This is a genomic window from Insulibacter thermoxylanivorax (genome assembly GCF_015472005.1).
GTDB lineage: Bacteria > Bacillota > Bacilli > Paenibacillales > DA-C8 > Insulibacter > Insulibacter thermoxylanivorax.
Map to the genome: position 1 here is coordinate 17,614 of NZ_BMAQ01000014.1, position 15,438 is coordinate 33,051.

The 15,438-nt window shown below is 52.5% G+C and carries 17 protein-coding genes; 6 read left to right on the plus strand and 11 right to left on the minus strand.

Annotated elements, in window-relative coordinates; all coding sequences use genetic code 11:
* Nucleotides 1-289: 289 nt before the first annotated feature.
* The 3 genes from PRECH8_RS07545 to PRECH8_RS07555 all read right to left on the minus strand — a co-directional run bounded on the left by PRECH8_RS07545 (nucleotide 290) and on the right by PRECH8_RS07555 (nucleotide 2,915).
* Nucleotides 290-1,384 carry a BMP family lipoprotein gene (locus PRECH8_RS07545; protein WP_200966489.1) on the minus strand — a complete coding sequence of 365 codons (1,095 nt, stop codon included), beginning with the start codon at nucleotides 1,382-1,384 and terminating at the stop codon, nucleotides 290-292.
* Between the two features lie 172 nt (nucleotides 1,385-1,556).
* Entirely contained in the window at nucleotides 1,557-1,826 is a 270-nt protein-coding gene (locus PRECH8_RS07550; RefSeq protein ID WP_200966490.1) for a hypothetical protein, read from the minus strand.
* Between the two features lie 156 nt (nucleotides 1,827-1,982).
* A complete protein-coding gene (locus PRECH8_RS07555) occupies nucleotides 1,983-2,915 on the minus strand; it encodes an AEC family transporter (protein ID WP_200966491.1) in 933 nt (310 codons plus the stop codon).
* A 160-nt stretch (nucleotides 2,916-3,075) separates the two neighbouring features.
* Between PRECH8_RS07555 and PRECH8_RS07560 the strand changes: the two genes are divergently transcribed.
* Nucleotides 3,076-3,369, plus strand: coding sequence for a hypothetical protein (locus PRECH8_RS07560; protein ID WP_200966492.1), 294 nt, complete (start codon nucleotides 3,076-3,078; stop codon nucleotides 3,367-3,369).
* A gap of 81 nt (nucleotides 3,370-3,450) precedes the next feature.
* Here PRECH8_RS07560 and PRECH8_RS07565 read toward each other — a convergent pair whose 3' ends face one another.
* Nucleotides 3,451-3,750 carry a hypothetical protein gene (locus PRECH8_RS07565; protein WP_200966493.1) on the minus strand — a complete coding sequence of 100 codons (300 nt, stop codon included), beginning with the start codon at nucleotides 3,748-3,750 and terminating at the stop codon, nucleotides 3,451-3,453.
* Nucleotides 3,751-3,797: 47 nt separating this feature from the next.
* Nucleotides 3,798-5,132, minus strand: a complete 1,335-nt coding sequence (locus PRECH8_RS07570) for a PDZ domain-containing protein (RefSeq protein WP_207161780.1) — start codon at nucleotides 5,130-5,132, stop codon at nucleotides 3,798-3,800.
* Between the two features lie 344 nt (nucleotides 5,133-5,476).
* On the opposite strand from PRECH8_RS07570, the gene uraA reads away from it, so the two are divergent.
* On the plus strand, nucleotides 5,477-6,793 hold the full coding sequence (uraA, locus tag PRECH8_RS07575; RefSeq protein ID WP_200966495.1) for a uracil permease: 1,317 nt from the start codon (nucleotides 5,477-5,479) through the stop codon (nucleotides 6,791-6,793).
* Between the two features lie 101 nt (nucleotides 6,794-6,894).
* Here the strand turns inward: uraA and PRECH8_RS07580 are convergent, their stop codons facing one another.
* The 4 genes from PRECH8_RS07580 to PRECH8_RS07595 form a co-directional block, all read right to left on the minus strand.
* The gene (locus tag PRECH8_RS07580; protein WP_242457484.1) at nucleotides 6,895-7,275 is read right to left on the minus strand and encodes a hypothetical protein; all 381 of its coding nucleotides are present in this window, start codon (nucleotides 7,273-7,275) and stop codon (nucleotides 6,895-6,897) included.
* A complete protein-coding gene (locus PRECH8_RS07585; RefSeq protein ID WP_200966496.1) occupies nucleotides 7,272-7,727 on the minus strand; it encodes a Dps family protein in 456 nt (151 codons plus the stop codon). The genes PRECH8_RS07580 and PRECH8_RS07585 overlap by 4 nt, the downstream gene beginning before the upstream one ends.
* 73 nt (nucleotides 7,728-7,800) lie before the next feature.
* Nucleotides 7,801-8,727, minus strand: a complete 927-nt coding sequence (locus PRECH8_RS07590) for an EamA family transporter (RefSeq protein ID WP_200966497.1) — start codon at nucleotides 8,725-8,727, stop codon at nucleotides 7,801-7,803.
* An 80-nt stretch (nucleotides 8,728-8,807) separates the two neighbouring features.
* Nucleotides 8,808-9,758: a peptidylprolyl isomerase gene (locus PRECH8_RS07595; RefSeq protein ID WP_200966498.1), complete on the minus strand. Its 951-nt coding sequence runs from the start codon at nucleotides 9,756-9,758 to the stop codon at nucleotides 8,808-8,810.
* 248 nt (nucleotides 9,759-10,006) lie between these two features.
* Here PRECH8_RS07595 and PRECH8_RS07600 point away from each other — a divergent pair, with 248 nt between their 5' ends.
* The 3 genes from PRECH8_RS07600 to PRECH8_RS07610 are packed head-to-tail and all read left to right on the plus strand — an operon-like array spanning nucleotide 10,007 to nucleotide 12,461.
* Nucleotides 10,007-10,990 carry a YpdA family putative bacillithiol disulfide reductase gene (locus PRECH8_RS07600; RefSeq protein WP_200966499.1) on the plus strand — a complete coding sequence of 328 codons (984 nt, stop codon included), beginning with the start codon at nucleotides 10,007-10,009 and terminating at the stop codon, nucleotides 10,988-10,990.
* Nucleotides 10,987-11,904 (plus strand): RluA family pseudouridine synthase, encoded by a 918-nt coding sequence (locus tag PRECH8_RS07605; protein WP_242457485.1) that lies wholly within the window; start codon nucleotides 10,987-10,989, stop codon nucleotides 11,902-11,904. The genes PRECH8_RS07600 and PRECH8_RS07605 overlap by 4 nt, the downstream gene beginning before the upstream one ends.
* Before the next feature lie 35 nt (nucleotides 11,905-11,939).
* Nucleotides 11,940-12,461 carry an ADP-heptose synthase gene (locus PRECH8_RS07610; RefSeq protein ID WP_200966500.1) on the plus strand — a complete coding sequence of 174 codons (522 nt, stop codon included), beginning with the start codon at nucleotides 11,940-11,942 and terminating at the stop codon, nucleotides 12,459-12,461.
* Nucleotides 12,462-12,521: 60 nt separating this feature from the next.
* Here PRECH8_RS07610 and PRECH8_RS07615 read toward each other — a convergent pair whose 3' ends face one another.
* On the minus strand, nucleotides 12,522-13,013 hold the full coding sequence (locus PRECH8_RS07615; RefSeq protein ID WP_200966501.1) for a low molecular weight protein-tyrosine-phosphatase: 492 nt from the start codon (nucleotides 13,011-13,013) through the stop codon (nucleotides 12,522-12,524).
* Between the two features lie 76 nt (nucleotides 13,014-13,089).
* On the opposite strand from PRECH8_RS07615, the gene PRECH8_RS07620 reads away from it, so the two are divergent.
* Complete coding sequence (locus tag PRECH8_RS07620) at nucleotides 13,090-13,836, plus strand: HAD family hydrolase (protein ID WP_200966563.1); 747 nt, start codon at nucleotides 13,090-13,092, stop codon at nucleotides 13,834-13,836.
* Nucleotides 13,837-13,901: 65 nt separating this feature from the next.
* Here the strand turns inward: PRECH8_RS07620 and PRECH8_RS07625 are convergent, their stop codons facing one another.
* Complete coding sequence (locus tag PRECH8_RS07625) at nucleotides 13,902-15,425, minus strand: gluconokinase (protein WP_242457486.1); 1,524 nt, start codon at nucleotides 15,423-15,425, stop codon at nucleotides 13,902-13,904.
* Nucleotides 15,426-15,438 lie beyond the last annotated feature (13 nt).

The following is a 15,438-nucleotide window of genomic DNA, read 5'->3' on the forward strand; positions in this document are numbered from 1 at the left end:
ACCGCGGTAAATCCCGAAATAAGGGAAGTTGAGCTTCCACTATTGCGTTTCAACACAATCTGACACTGATTCATCCTTCATGACCTGATACGCATGATCTGATACGATTTTGGCTGACTCACCCATCATGCCGAACCTATTGCATCCCAACGCATCTTGACGCTGTTTCGCCCCATCTCATCATCATCCCATCTCATCATCGCAACATGGGAAGGCAGTTCTTGCGCTTCCGCCTCTGCCAATCCAAATATAAAAGAAGGGTATGGTCTCCCATACCCTTATCCATAGATTAAGATTGGTTTGCCAAGAAGGCATCGACTTCGGCAAGCGTGCGCGGAACTACAATCTCGCCGCTGATGATCTTCTCCTTCAGTTCCTCTGCGAGATCGAGGTATTCCTGCGGAATCTCGATTTCGCTGCCTTCCACTGTATATCCAACGCCGTCGTCTTCCAAGCCAAGGCTCATAAGCCCCGGCTCCCATGTGCCGTCGATGACTGCTTTAATATTATCGAAGATGGCATTGTCGATATGTTTCAGCGTACCTATGATCATGTTATCCGGTTCTTGAGCAGGTGTCATATCGGCGCCGATCGACCATTTGCCCTGTTCCTTCGCCGCAGTGAACACACCGTTTCCGGAACCGCCGGCGGCAGCATAGACGATATCCGCACCGCTCTCGTACATCGAAACGGTCATTTCTTTGCCGAGGTTCGGGTTATCCCAAGCGTTGGTGTAATTGTACAGCACTTCGACGGAAGGGTCGATGTATTTGGCTCCTGCCATATAGCCGGACAGGAATTCATTGATCAGCTCGTTATCCGTACCGCCGATGAATCCAATCTTCTTCGTCTGGGATTGTTTTGCTGCGATTGCCCCTGCAAGGAAAGAAGATTCCTGCGCTTTGAATACCGCGGAAGCGACATTCGGAGCATCGCCGGTAAATGCCGTATCAAGCAGGTAAAACTTCTGATCAGGAAACTCCGCCGAGACATTCGTAATCGCGTCGAGCTGGTCGAAGCTGATGCCGATGATTAGATCATATTCCCCGCTGCTGGCAAAATCCCGGTGAAACGTCTCAAATTCAGCGATTGCCTGCGGTTCAACAAAGTCAAACTCGATGCCGAGTTCAGCTTCTGCTCGCTTAATCCCTGCGTAAGCCACATCATTGAAGTTGCGGTCACCCAGTCCGCCGGTCGCGAACACGATAGCCACCTTCGCCGTCGGTTCACCGGCTTTTCCGTCCTGTGTCTGCTCATCCGCGGCACCATTCGCGCCGTTGTTCGGATTCGCCCTGTTCGAGTTGTTTCCGCCGCCGCAAGCCGCCAGCAGAAACACCAGCGCCGTGATCAAAGAGATCACCGCATAGATTGATTTTCTTTGCATTTCTCGTCCACCCTTTTTTATCTCTGTCTAAGATCTATCCTGTAAGCGCGAATAAGGCGCCTAAGGAACATTATGGACTGGATGACCCCCAAGTAATCAGCATCTGCTCAGCATGCCTCAATCTTATGTTCCATCGCATACCTAAATCTTATGTATCATCGCATGCCTGATCCTATACCTCATCATATGCATCGATTACCGCATCCAGCAGCATGTCGAAGGCTTCGTCGTTTTCCTCCAGATAGCGGTCCACCGCATCGATCTCCTCTTCCGGTCCCGATTCACCTAGGAATCGCAGGGAATACCCCCAGTCTCGACCGTCCTTGCTGTGAAAGAAGATCTCGTACGGCCTTTGGTGACCGTCCACTGTAAATTCGACCTGCCCGATGTAATGTTCGTCCTCCGTTCGACCGGCATGGACATTCCTTATCATAATCTTCATACTTACCCTCCCGTCAAGACGGTATATTTTTTATTATGCACAAAAATGAATGATTCACTCAAATATTCATGAAATGTTCACACCTTCGAGTTTTTTCATTGAAATATCTGTTTCATTCGATTTACCTGTTCATGGATACGCTTGGTTTGGGACCGATCACAGCGGGATATCCAAGAGATAGATCACACCGGTCACCGTGATGATGCTGCATAAGGTTGAGACGAATACCGCTTGGGAAGCAAATTCCTTCTCATTGTCGAATTCCACGGCTAACAGCACGCTGCTGAGCGAGGTCGGCACTGAGGACGAGACGATAAGCGCCGCACTCATCAGATCCGGCAGCCCTAAGAGTGTTACAATCACCCAAGCCAGCATGGGTCCAACAACGAGCCGCAGCGTACAAGAGATGCTGATATCCGTTGCGAGAGAGCGGCTGATTCTCCACGACATGCTGCCCAGCTGCACGCCCAGCGTGATCAGCGCCGTACCGATGAAGGCATTCGACAGATAACCGATCGGCGTTGCCAAGAAGTCTGGAATCTGAACCTCAAAACCTCTCAGCAGAAAAGCCAGGGGAATCACATAGATGACCGGCATCGAGACGATGGTCCGCCAGATGTCGCGAAACTTTGCTCGATGAGCGTTTACAGCGTAAATCCCGTATGTATTCGGAATCAAGGATTGCATCATCATGATCAGGATTTGAATGGACAGCGTATAAGCGTTGCCGGCAAAAGCCAGCTGATTCAGCGGAATGCCGTAGTTCGCACTGTTATAGAACAGCACGCTGTTGCGCATCGAAGCGATCATGCCGCCCTTATACCCTCTAAGGCGAATGACCAGTTCAAGCACTAGATACTGAGCAAACATGAAGAGGAAGAAGAATAATAACACCTGCCCCACCAGCATGGCGGAGATCTCCGTCGTATAGAGCAGATTGAAAATCACAGCCGGAGAAAAAAGATAAAAATTCAACTTCGACAACGTTTTAATATCCAGTGAAAAAGCCTTCTGCAGAATAATGCCGATTACGATCATGACCGTAAGCGGCAGAACGTTATTGACCAAGATGTGTAAGAATATACTCATAACAGCGCTCCGTTTTCAACTCTTTCTGTCTTTGTTTAATGCCTTTAAATACTATAATCGGATCACAAACATCTTTCAATCCCAGTCTGATCTTGATATGATGAAGCAATATAAAATATAGATAAAGCAATATAAAATATAAGTAAAGGAATGTGAGACGATGGGTGTCAAATACAACCGCGAATACAAGCAGATCTCAGAGGAATTGGCCGCTGCGATCGCGACAATCGACGATTGTTATGAATTTTTCGAAATGGAGCGTTCAGACTGGCTCAATCTGGCCAGAAACGAACGCATGGACTGCATCCGCACCCTGTCCGACGACCTCTTCTATGCCTTAGGTGCGGATCCTGTGGTATACGTGGGGTCGGGCGTCGTGGCATACGATGCGCGCCAGCATCTCATTAAGGTCACTCCTGCAACGAAGATTGTCCATGTGATCAAACTGATCTAAGTGATCTGCCGATACACGGTCTTGTTGCCGAGCAGATCCTCGCATCCCAAACGGACGAACTCTCTCATCATACGATCTTGCTCATAATTTAAACCGCCTGATATGGTCCCACAGCTGCTCTTCCATCAGGATCTGCTTCTGCCTGGGACCGATCAGGTCGAAGTGCGGATACTTCTCATGCATATGAATATATTGCGGATTCAGACGATGCCGGCGGCACCATGCCCGCAGCTTGTCCAGATCACAGCAGCCCACCTTGGTGACAGTGGTGATCCCTGGAAACCTCTCATCGATCCAATAATGCGTCAGATACGCGATCTCCCCTCGTCTCACTTGCTTCTTCCATTCCGTCAGCTGCTGCCGCGTGATCCCAAAAGCCATCTCTGTTGTCTCCTTCTCCAGTTTTGATCGTTATCGTGTTAATCTTGTCATCCATCCTCCGTCTGTTTCGCATGCTGGGCCAGCCATTCCAAGATCTCATCTATCGTCTGTACAGGAACGATCTGCAGATTCTTCGCCCCCAGCCGCGCTTCCTCCTCCTGCCCCGCCGGCACGAAGAATACATCGACGCCGCTGCGCGCGACAGTGAAGGCCTTCTGCCTGATCCCGCCGATCGGTCCGATCGAACCGTCGGCACGGATGGTGCCCGTTGCGGCAACGTAATTGCCCTGCGTTACCCCTCCGGGAGTCAACTGATCGATGATCGTAAGGGTGAGCACCCCGCCGTGGGAGGGCCCGCCCTCATGGAGCAGGTATTGGGTATATTGGATATCCAGCGGCACGTCATAGACGACCTCGTCGGTAATCTGTATGCCCGCCATTGGCCTCGTCGGGTCATCCTCCCTCGCTGCCGTTTGCAGGGTCAGATGCCGTGTCTCCCCCTCCCGCACGACGACTACCTCCAGGTGGTCTCCGGGTTCCAGCCCGCTGATCACCTGCATGAGTTCATCGGTGCGGTGAACTTCCACATCATTCGCGCCGACGATGAGATCCCCGGGTTGCAGCACGCCTTCAGCCGGCCCGTCCTTGACCACATCGATGACCAGCACACCGATATGAATAACGCCTCTGCCAAGACCCGCCTTCTCAAGAGCGATCGCCGCTGCGATCGTGTTGGCATCGTGTTTCATACGGCGTACCATCTGGTTATACTGATCAAGAGGCATGCCGAGTTCTTCTTGCTTCTCAAAGGTATAGTGAGGAAAGACGGCAGCATACAGCCAATCAACGGGAAAAGCCGGCCGTTGGAAGATCAGGACACCGGCGATCTCTCCTTGCGGATGGCCGTCATCCACTTGTACATATCGCTGCATATTCATCGTTATCCCGGGATAAGTGACGAGGTAATTGGTCGGCCATAACAGCAAAGCCAGGATGACGGCGCTGCTGATCGACCAGATTACCCCTTTGCCGGGGAATGCCCTGCGCTCCAGCCCGTCGGTGATGATGAGATCCGCCCATACCGCTGCCAAAGCCGCTGCGAAGCTGAACCCGAGCTGCAGCAATTGCCGCGGATTCGTCCACAGCGTATAAACTGCGATCAATGAGAGGATGATCATGATAACGCGGACAGCGATCAGCAGCCAGCTCAGCTTCCCGCGCCGCTCCCTCAAACAAGCATGAACAGCTCCGATCGTCCACAGGAGCGGAATCACGGCGCAAGCTGCAATCAACTGCGGAATATAATCTATAAGATACAGACCTCCGAACCGCCACGGATCGAAAACCCATATGAGTTGGCCGAATATGATCGCGATAACCAACAGGATAAGGCCTGTTCGATAAAAGATCGCAGAATATGTCGAATGCGTTGATCTTCGTCTAGAACTCATCGCTTCATCTCCCTTTAAAACATACATAACTATCATAGCATACTATCATAGCGTGGCATCTGCCCGCGCGTCCACAAGAAAACCGCTCAGAGATGCGGGACGGCAGAAGGCGTTCGAAATCGATTGGGCCGCTGCTTGGACAGCCCATGCGCTGTAAAGCACAAGTTCAGTCTTATGTCTGTGACGTTTGATGTCGAACAGGATAAAAAAATATCATGCACGAATGGTCGTCATCTGCTATGATGTAATACGACTTACATAAATAGGACCTGCATATGCCATATTTTACCAAGGAGGAAGAAACATTGAGCCGCGAAATTCAAGTCCATGAACGACCGCCCTTAGTCCAAACATTGCCGCTCAGTTTGCAGCACTTGTTTGCCATGTTTGGATCCACGGTGCTGGTCCCGATTATCTTCAAAGTGGATCCCGCAACGATCCTGCTGATGAACGGAATTGGAACTCTGCTCTATCTGTATATCTGTAAATGGCAGATCCCTGCCTATCTGGGTTCCAGCTTTGCCTTTATTGCTCCCGTACTATTGATCCTTGGTGATAACCCCACAGCAAACTATCCAAAGGTGCTCGGAGCCTTCATCGTCGTAGGCGCCATCTTCACCCTCTTCGCCCTGCTGATCAAAGCCGTCGGCACGAAGTGGATCGATGTCGTCCTCCCGCCTGCCGCGATGGGGCCCATTGTTGCGCTGATCGGTCTCGAACTCGTGCCGGTAGCCGCGGAGATGGCAGGATGGATTCGCCCGGACAATCTGGACCCTGCCGTGAACTGGTCCCCCGATCCAAGTCACGTGACCGTCTCGATCCTGACTTTGGCGATCATCGTCCTGGGTAATGTGCTGTTCCGCGGGTTTATGAAGATCATCCCAATCCTGATCGGTTTCATCGCCGGTTACGTGATCGCTTGGTTCTTCGGACTCGTAAAGTTTGAACAAGTAGAAGAAGCTTCGTTCTTCTCCCTGCCCACCTTTACGTTCCCGCAGTTCGACTTGACAGCGATCCTTGCGATTTTGCCTGCTGCCCTCGTCGTACTTGCCGAACATATCGGGCACTTAATCGTTACCGAGAACATCGTGAAGAAGCCCTTCTCCAAGGAACCGGGACTGCATCGCTCCTTGCTCGGCAACGGATTATCGACGATGCTGTCCGGTTTTGTCGGTTCTACACCCAATACGACTTACGGGGAGAATATCGGCGTCATGACCATCACCCGCGTCTATTCCACTTATGTGCTCAGCATTGCAGCGGTCATCGCGATCATCCTTTCTTTCTTCGGCAAATTATCTGCGGTGATCTCTTCCGTGCCGGATGCCGTGCTGGGCGGCGTGTCGATCATGTTATTCGGCGTGATCGCCGTAGCGGGGATCCGCATGCTAGTTGAAGGACAGGTGGATTACGGCAAACCGAAGAACCTCATCCTCACTTCCGTCGTCCTCGTCATCGGCATCAGCGGTACGAAGCTGACGATCGGCACCACGGAGCTGAAGGGCATGGTACTGGCGACGATCGTTACCATCCTGCTCAGCCTGTTCTTCAAGATCATCGAGGTCCTGAAGCTCAGCAACGATCAAGAATAATCAACCAGTCCCGTCTTCATTGACATAAACTGGGGTGCGATCTGCCGACAACGGCAATTCGCACCCCAGTTTCATTTATTCACGCCATAGAGGATTAAACGTTATGGACTTATAACGGGCTTTAATTGTTGGGCACATTCATGAATATGGCGGATATAATCTTGCAGCAGCTGCTGCACTTCTTCCTGCCGTTCATCGATATGCTCGCTTCCCTTCTGCACATCCAACAGTTCAACTTTGACTTCACGATTATCCAGGTAATTCACACGAAAGTCAAAGCTGTACATCCCGTGCCCGGAGACATCGATATGGATGAACAGGCTGTAAGGCAGATTCTCCAGATGCACTTCACAGCCGTCCCCGGGCGGCAGCAGTTCCGGCAGCATCCTGCGCCATTCTTGCAGCAAGGTCTCCGGGTCGATGGCGGGTTCTTTCACGGTTATGTTCGACACCCTTTCATCTATATGCTTATGCTGCATCATGACGTGTGCTGCACCGCTTGCGCTAAGTAAGAACGCAGCAGCCAAGCCTGTTTGTCGAAGGAAGCAGCAAGACCTGTGAATAGATCCGCGGTCACCACATCCCCGGTTTGTTCAGCGATATCCACGCCTTGCTGCATCTCTTGCACTAGCATACGGTAGTCCCGCTCGAGCTGAGCCACCATGCCCGCCGCGTCTTCCTGTCCTGAAGCCTCTTGGATCGAAGCGAGTTCGAGATATTGCTTCATCGTTCCCGCCGGGTTCTCCCCGATGGTTAAGATGCGCTCTGCAATCTCATCGATCGCTGGGGGCAGCTCCTCATACAATGCTTGAAACTTTTCATGCAGGGTGAAGAAGTGCTCGCCTTTGACATACCAATGGTAGTTCTGCAATTTCACGTAGAGGAGGTTGCAGTTCGCCAGTTGTTTGTTTAAGTGGGTTGCTAACGGATTCATATACCATTCTCCTTCTGCCTGATCGATCTACACTTGGTAGTATGTCTAGGCAGAAGGGCGATCATGCACTCGCTTACATAAACAAGCGCAGCAAGATGATGCCGGAGAATGCCAGGATGATCCCCGTAAATTCCAGCCTGGTGAATTTGATGCGCGTCGTGATCCGCGTATAGAACAGGATCATCAGGACATTCGAAGCGACGACCGCAGACACCAAACCCGTTACCCCAAGTTTAAAGGCCGGCAGGATGAAGATCATGCCCGACACATTCGTCAAGCCGACGACGAGGCCCCATGCGAATACTTTCTTAAGCGGCCAAGTAGCTGCTGCAGCTCCAGCGCCTGCTGTTCCGCCTTCACTGCTTGCGGCGGTTTCCTGTTTAGCGATTGCCGCCGCTGCTGCACTGGCTGTTTTGCGCCCGTTCAGGTACCAACGGGTTAAGAATAGAATCGCTCCCGTCGAGAACATGCACACCAGAGTAGGCAGCACATCCGCTTCCCACAGCATCGCTTGTTTGCCCATGGTATCGTTGAAACCAAAGAACAGCATCGCCAGGATTCCCCACTTCAGCCCCTGCAGATTGTTGAGAGACATATCATCGGAGTATTGGATGCAGAGAACCCCGCAGATGATGATGATCAAAGCAACGAACTGCCATGCAGTCAGCGTCTCGCCCCACAGCAGATATGCCAAGGCTGCCACGACGATCGACGGCAGACCCGTGAAGATGGCGATGATCGATGCCTTGCCGACAGCAAATCCTCGATACATGCTCGCATTCGCAGTGAAGGAGAAGATCCCCATCAGAATCCCGGCCGCCACCGGCCACGTCCACTGCTGTCCGGACACGAAGGTTCCGATGAAACTGATCACAGCCCCGGAGGTGAAGACGCCGAAGAGCATGAAGTTTCGGTCAATCGGACGCTGAGAGGTCCAGTGATACAGAATCCCCCTCGCCCCGAAGCAACAAGCAGCCAGTAAAGCGTATACCAACCACATCGCAGTCTCTCACTCCCATGGACATGATAAAAGCTGCCCGAGTCATCCGCTCGGACAGCCTGCTGCTTAGAGTGCATCCATTATTCGTTCGCGTACTCTACAACAGCTTGCATCCTCTTCTCTTGAATCCACTCCGTCGATAACGTATACAATCGCTCATCTTCAAGCAAGCTCTTGATCTGATCCTTCACCTCATCCAGCGGCTGGATGCGTTCCTCTTGGTGATCGGTCTTCTTAATGATGTGATAGCCGTGCACCGTTTGCACGGGCTCCTTAGTGATCTCTCCGATGTCCATCGTGAATGCGGCCTCTTCAAACTCCTCAACCATACGGCCGCGCGGGAAGTAATCGAGATCTCCACCGTTTACGGCAGATGCCGTATCCAGCGAACGCTCTTCAGCCAGGGCCGCAAAGTCAGCGCCGCGGTTCAGCTCACTCAGGATCTCCTGCGCCTCTTCTTCCGTCTCTACAAGGATATGCGAGGCTCTTACCTGCTCTGGAAGCGTGAACTGGTCCTGGTTCTCATCATAATATTGCTGGATATCTTCGTCGGAGATCTTGATCTCTTCAGCAAGCAGCTTGCGCATCATCGCCTGCGATTCCATCTCCGAACGCAAGCGTTCTGAGGAGAATCCATAGATCTCGAACATCGACATCATCTCTTCTACGCTCATATCGAAGTTCGCTGCTTGTCTCTCGAGCTCCGCCTCGATATCTTCGTCGGTCACGGAGATCTTCTTCGCTTTCGCTTCTTGGCGGATCAACTCTTTGTTAATCAGCCCTTCGATGAGCGCGCTTCCCCCTTGTGAATACATCTCATCATACAGTTGATCTTTCGTGATCTTCTCGCCGTTCACCGTGACGATTGTCTCCGATGCGGCAGATGCTTTAGCAAATGGGTTCCAGACGGCGACGATGATGAGCAAGATCAGCAGTACGATCGATGTCCCCATCCAGAACAGAGCGGCTTTGTACGTGCGAATTCCTTTTGCGGTGTTGAAATCATTCATAAGTTTGATTCCTTTCTTCATAGATTCTCGTCAGCTTTGCAAGCCCAACATCACTCACTATATCAGAAATTTATTAAAGATACATTAAAAAATCAACAACAAACCGATTTTATCGACTTCGCTCAGAAAGCAAACTTGGTCCCTGCCTGAAACGCCGTTTCAGGAAAGATGTTACTCCATCGCCGGTTGTGTTACAATGTAGGCTGTAATGACAAATATCATATAAATTAAATTAGGATGCAGTACTGATAAAAATCGGAGGGTTCAACATGCAACAAGAACAGGTGATCATCGTCGGCGCAGGTCCTTGCGGTCTTGCCGCTGCCATCGCACTGAAGAAGATCGGAATCAATCCGCTGATCATAGAGAAGGCGAGCATCGTCCATTCGATCTATCAATATCCAACCTATATGCAGTTCTTCAGCACAGCGGAGAAACTTGAGATCGGCGGCGTTCCTTTCACCACACCGCAGGATAAGCCGACGCGCATCGAAGCGCTCCATTACTACCGCAAAGTCGCTCAGAAACATGAGCTTCGCGTTCATCAATACGAAGAAGTAACCAGCATCGAACCGAAGGACGGCTGTTTTATCTTAGAGACACAACCGATGAACCGTGCGCCCAGGGTGTACAAAGCGGAACGCGTGGTGGTTGCAACGGGCTATTTTGATAATCCGAACATGCTCGGTATCCCCGGCGAGGAACTGCCGAAGGTGAGCCACTTCTTCCGCGAAGCTCACCCGTATACGGGGACGAAGACGGTGATCATCGGCGGCAACAACTCGGCGATCGATGCTGCCCTTGAACTTGCGCGCGTCGGCGCAGAAGTCACCGTCGTCTATCGCGGCGAGAAGTATTCGGACAATATCAAACCCTGGGTGCTCCCTACCTTCAAGAGCCTTGTCGAACAAGGCGTCATCCATATGATGTTCCGTTCGCAAGTCATCAGCATCCAGCCGGATTCGGTGACCATCCGCATGCCGGAGGACCAGCTTGAGATGGACAACGACTTCGTCCTTGCACTGACGGGCTTCCGCCCTGATCGCAAGTTCCTCGAGAAGACCGGTGTCGAGATGGATGCCGAATCCGATCGCCCGGTTTACAACCCTGAGACGATGGAGACGAATGTTCGCGGACTCTATGTCGCCGGTGTCGTCGCTTCCGGGCGCAACGCAAACGAGATCTTCATCGAGAGCGGCAGATTCCACGGCGATCTCATCGCCGAACATATCCGTGCAATCCGGCAGCCATGACCCGTCGCATGCCTCATGAGCCGCTTGCTCCTATCGGTCACCGGGCCGCAGAATGGTATGTATTGAAGCTTCCAGAAGCACTTAGGGATGCGTCGGTTAAGGAACTGGCAGGCATCCTTCCCTTACCTGCGAAGATTGCGGACAAGCTGCTTCGCGAAGACGGCATCGTGAAGCAGCGGGACCGCCTCAACCTGCGGCTGTTCCCTTATGAAGAGCCCGATTTCGTGGCAGAGTGGACAGCATTGAATATTTTGTATGAGGATGACTTTGCCATGGTCGTGAACAAGCCGGCGGGGCTCGGGGTTCATCCCAACAGCCGGGAGGGAAGCGGAACGCTGGCTAACCAAGTCGCTGCCTATTATCTGGGTACCGGGCAAGAATGCCGTGTCAGGCATATCCATCGCTTAGACAAGGACACAACAGGTGCAGTGCTGTATGCCAAGAATGAATTTGCCCATGCGGTGTTCGACCAGGAGATGCGCGAGAAGAAGATCGAGCGGATCTATGCTGCCGTAGTAGAAGGCATCGTTGCACAGGATCAGGGGACCATCGATCGGCCCATCGGACGCGATCGCCATCATCCGCAGCGGCGGCGGGTCAGCCGGACCGGTGCGCATGCCGTGACCCATTATGAGGTCATCGAGCGGTATCAGGATCATACCTTGCTTCGCCTGCGTCTGGAGACAGGACGCACCCATCAGATCCGTGTCCACCTCTCGTCTTTCGGACATCCCTTGGCCGGAGATACGCTGTATGGCGGCAGACAGACCCGCATCGCAAGGCAAGCGCTGCATGGTGAACAGCTGCTATTCACCCACCCATGGACTGGTGAGCGTTTAACCGTCACAGCACCGCTGCCGGACGACCTGCAGCAGCTGATTGCTGGTCTGAAAGCGATGGGAAGTCGAACATAACTTCATTACTATGTGAGATGGAGGCACTATGACAGATGCATAAGCGCTTTGCCATAGAGGCGGTGATGTTCGCGATCTACGGTCAATTACTCGTCCCAGACCGACCTGTCGAATACATCATCCCCTACTCGACGATCTTAGAGTTATACGAACTCAAGGACGAGCAGCAGCCTCTTATGCCGGACGCCTATGAGGAGCAGCATGTGCGAGCTAAGATCGAGGAGATGATCCGTTTCTTCGAGGAGCCGTTGAATCGCAAGAAAATAGAAAAGGCCTTGACCGTTCCTTGGCGCAAGGCCTCCATACTCGTGAATGAACATGTGACTTTCCAGGTGATCTATGCTCTGGACAATGCCCAGTACGGCGATCAATTCGATCCGATCGAGACGGAATTAATCCTGAGCGGACTTACGGAGAAGGTGCCGCTGATCACAGATCAGATCGACTTTATCGACCGGGTTATCGAAGCGGAGATTCCGATCCAGGTATATGATATCGAAGACTTTGCCTATGCCCTCGAATTCGATGAAAAGATGCTGGATGTTGATGATCGATAAAGCGAAGCGGCGATCATGAGCCGATCATCAGACCATCATTCGTCGATCGCTGACCGTTTATCATGAACGCGCAGTCAAGCCTTCCCGTTCGATGATAAACTGCAGCAGCCCCTGGCAGGAATCTTGGAGAAGCTCATATACTTCTTCGAAATTTCCAGTGTAGTAAGGATCCGGTACATCCTTGAGCTCAGCCGAAGAAGCAAAATCCAGCATCTTGCCGATGAACGGTGCTTCTTCCCCCAGACCCTTTGGCTGGAAACGCTTGAGATCTTGCATATTCTGGTTGTCCATGACGATGATGTAGCGGCTGTCTCTGAAATCATCTTCAGCCACCTGCCGCGCGCGAATCCCTTCATAACTGATCTTGTACTGATCCAGGATGCGGCGTGTGCCGTGATGCGGCGGATTGCCGATATGCCAATCCCCCGTCCCGGCAGAATCGACGACGATCTGATCCTCGAAGCCTGCTTCCTTCACTTTCTGACGGAAGATCGCTTCCGCCATGGGCGAACGACAGATATTGCCAAGACATACGAACAAAACCTTAATCATGCCTATCCCCTTCTGCTTCATTTTTCGGAAGATGAAACCATCCTATATGATACTAGGAGTCCGCGAGGTGATCAACATGAAGCACCAGACTTTGCTGTTCGATATGGACGATACACTGATTCACTGCAACAAATATTTCAACGAAGCGATCGAAGTATTCACAGAGATGCTGCTGGATCGGCTCAAGGGCTGCCCGCTCACCGCTGAAGAGATCATGGACAAGCAGTTGGAGATCGACCTTCGTTATACGGAGGAGGAAGGATTCGTGTCCACCCACTTCCGGCAATCGCTGATCGATACCTATGAGTACTTCGCTGCGAAGTTTGCCAGAAACGTCGAAGAAGACTGCGTAGAGGAACTCATGCGCCTCGGAATGAGCGTCTACGAGAAGGAGATCGAAAGCTATCCCCATATGAATGAGACCCTGCTGCAGCTCAAAGATGAGGGCCATCTCCTCTGCCTGTACACGGGCGGCGATGTGCTGATCCAGCAGAAGAAAATCGAACAGATGGGACTTGCGGAGTTTTTTGAAGACCGCATCTTCATCGAACAGCACAAAAACAGCGAAACGCTGGCACGAATCATCGAACGGGAAGGATTCGAGCGAACATCCACGTGGATGATCGGCAACTCCGTACGAACGGATATCGTACCAGCGCTTGAGAACGGCCTCCATGCTATTCATATTCCTGCTGAGAAAGAATGGGCCTTTAACATCATTCCGGTAAATGTGGAGCCAAAGGGAGCTTATCTGTCCGTCAGACAACTGCGTGAGATCCCCGCGGCGATTGAAGAATACTGGTCGACGATGCGCCCGCGTTAAAATTGTACAAGCTTGAAAGCCAAGCGGCCCGTCGATTGCCGGGCTGCGGCCCGTAGTTCAGCGTATCAATCGTTCGAATGGCTCACTTGGAACTCCGTGATTCGTTCGAAGTCCGGTTGCAGTTTATCGGCCACTTGTTGGTAGATGTCGAACAGTTTCGCATATCTCGCGTGATTGCCCATATTCGGCTCATAGGAGTAAGCAGCTTCTGCCCAGGACTTGGCCTCTTCCCACTGCTCGATGCGGCCTGCACTCTTCAGCACGACAAGGGCTGCTCCCAGACAGGAAGCCTCTACACTCCTAGGCACAACAACGCGGCGTCCGAAGACATCGGCCAAGATCTGCAACCACAACTCGGAACGGGCCAAACCGCCCGAGGCGTGAATCGGTGCATCGCTCGGCCGTTCTGCTAAGACGTTCTTCACGCCATATAAGGAGAAGACGATGCCTTCCAGCGCTGCTCTGAACATATGCTTGCGCTGATGCCGGATGGACAATCCGAAGAAGGTTGCCCGGGCATTCGCATTCCAATACGGAGCGCGCTCACCGTTCAGATACGGCAGGAATAGCAGTCCGTCCGCACCCGGCGCCGCTTCCCCTGCTTCCCGGAGCACCTCCTCCATGGTCAGATCCCCGCGCATCATCTCTTCAATCAACCACTGCAAGACGATCCCGGCATTGTTCGTGGCGCCGCCGATTGCGAAGCGGTCCTCAGCCAGCGCATAGCAGAAGGTTCGACCCGCTGCATCTGTAAGCGGCTGATCCATCATCGTGCGGATCGCACCGCTGGTCCCCACGGTCACCGCGATATCCCCAGGCAGCACGGCACCGACGCCTAGATTCGCCAGAACACCGTCGCTGCTGCCGATCACCATCGGCGTGTCGCGGTCGATGCCAAGCTGCTGTACAAACTCCTCCCTTAGTCCTCTTAGCGCATAGGTGACAGGGACCGGTTTGGACAGACGCTCCGCATCCAATTCCAGCAAGCGAAGGACCTCTTCATCCCAATCCATCGTTGTCAGATTGAACAGCCCCGTCGCTGAGGCGATGGAGACGTCAACCACCCATTCCCCATACAGATGATAGAGGATGTATTCCTTGATCGAGACGAACTTGGCTGCTTGGGCATACAAGTCCGGTCTTTCATCTTTCATCCACAATAATTTCGCCAGCGGCGACATCGGATGAATCGGCGTGCCGGTTCTACGGTAGATCGCCAATCCGTCGAACGCTTGCTTGATCCGGTCAGCTTGATCGCTGCTGCGTCCATCTGCCCAAGTGATGCAGTTGGTAAGCGGCTTCCCTTGCTCATCTACGGCAAGCAGCGTGTGCATCGCCGTGCTGATGCCGACACCGATGATCCGCTTCGGATCGATGCCGCCCTCCTCAATCGCCGTACGGAGGCAATACATGAATGCCTCGAACAGTTCCTGCGGATCCTGTTCCGCCCATCCGGGATTCGGCTTTAAGAGAGGATAGGTCTTCGACGCCTCCGCCGCAATCTCCTTCGTATCGGTGGACCAGATCACGCATTTGGCACCGGTTGTACCTAGATCAATGCCGATAACAACGTTGGTATTATGGGACACAGTTATTCTCTCC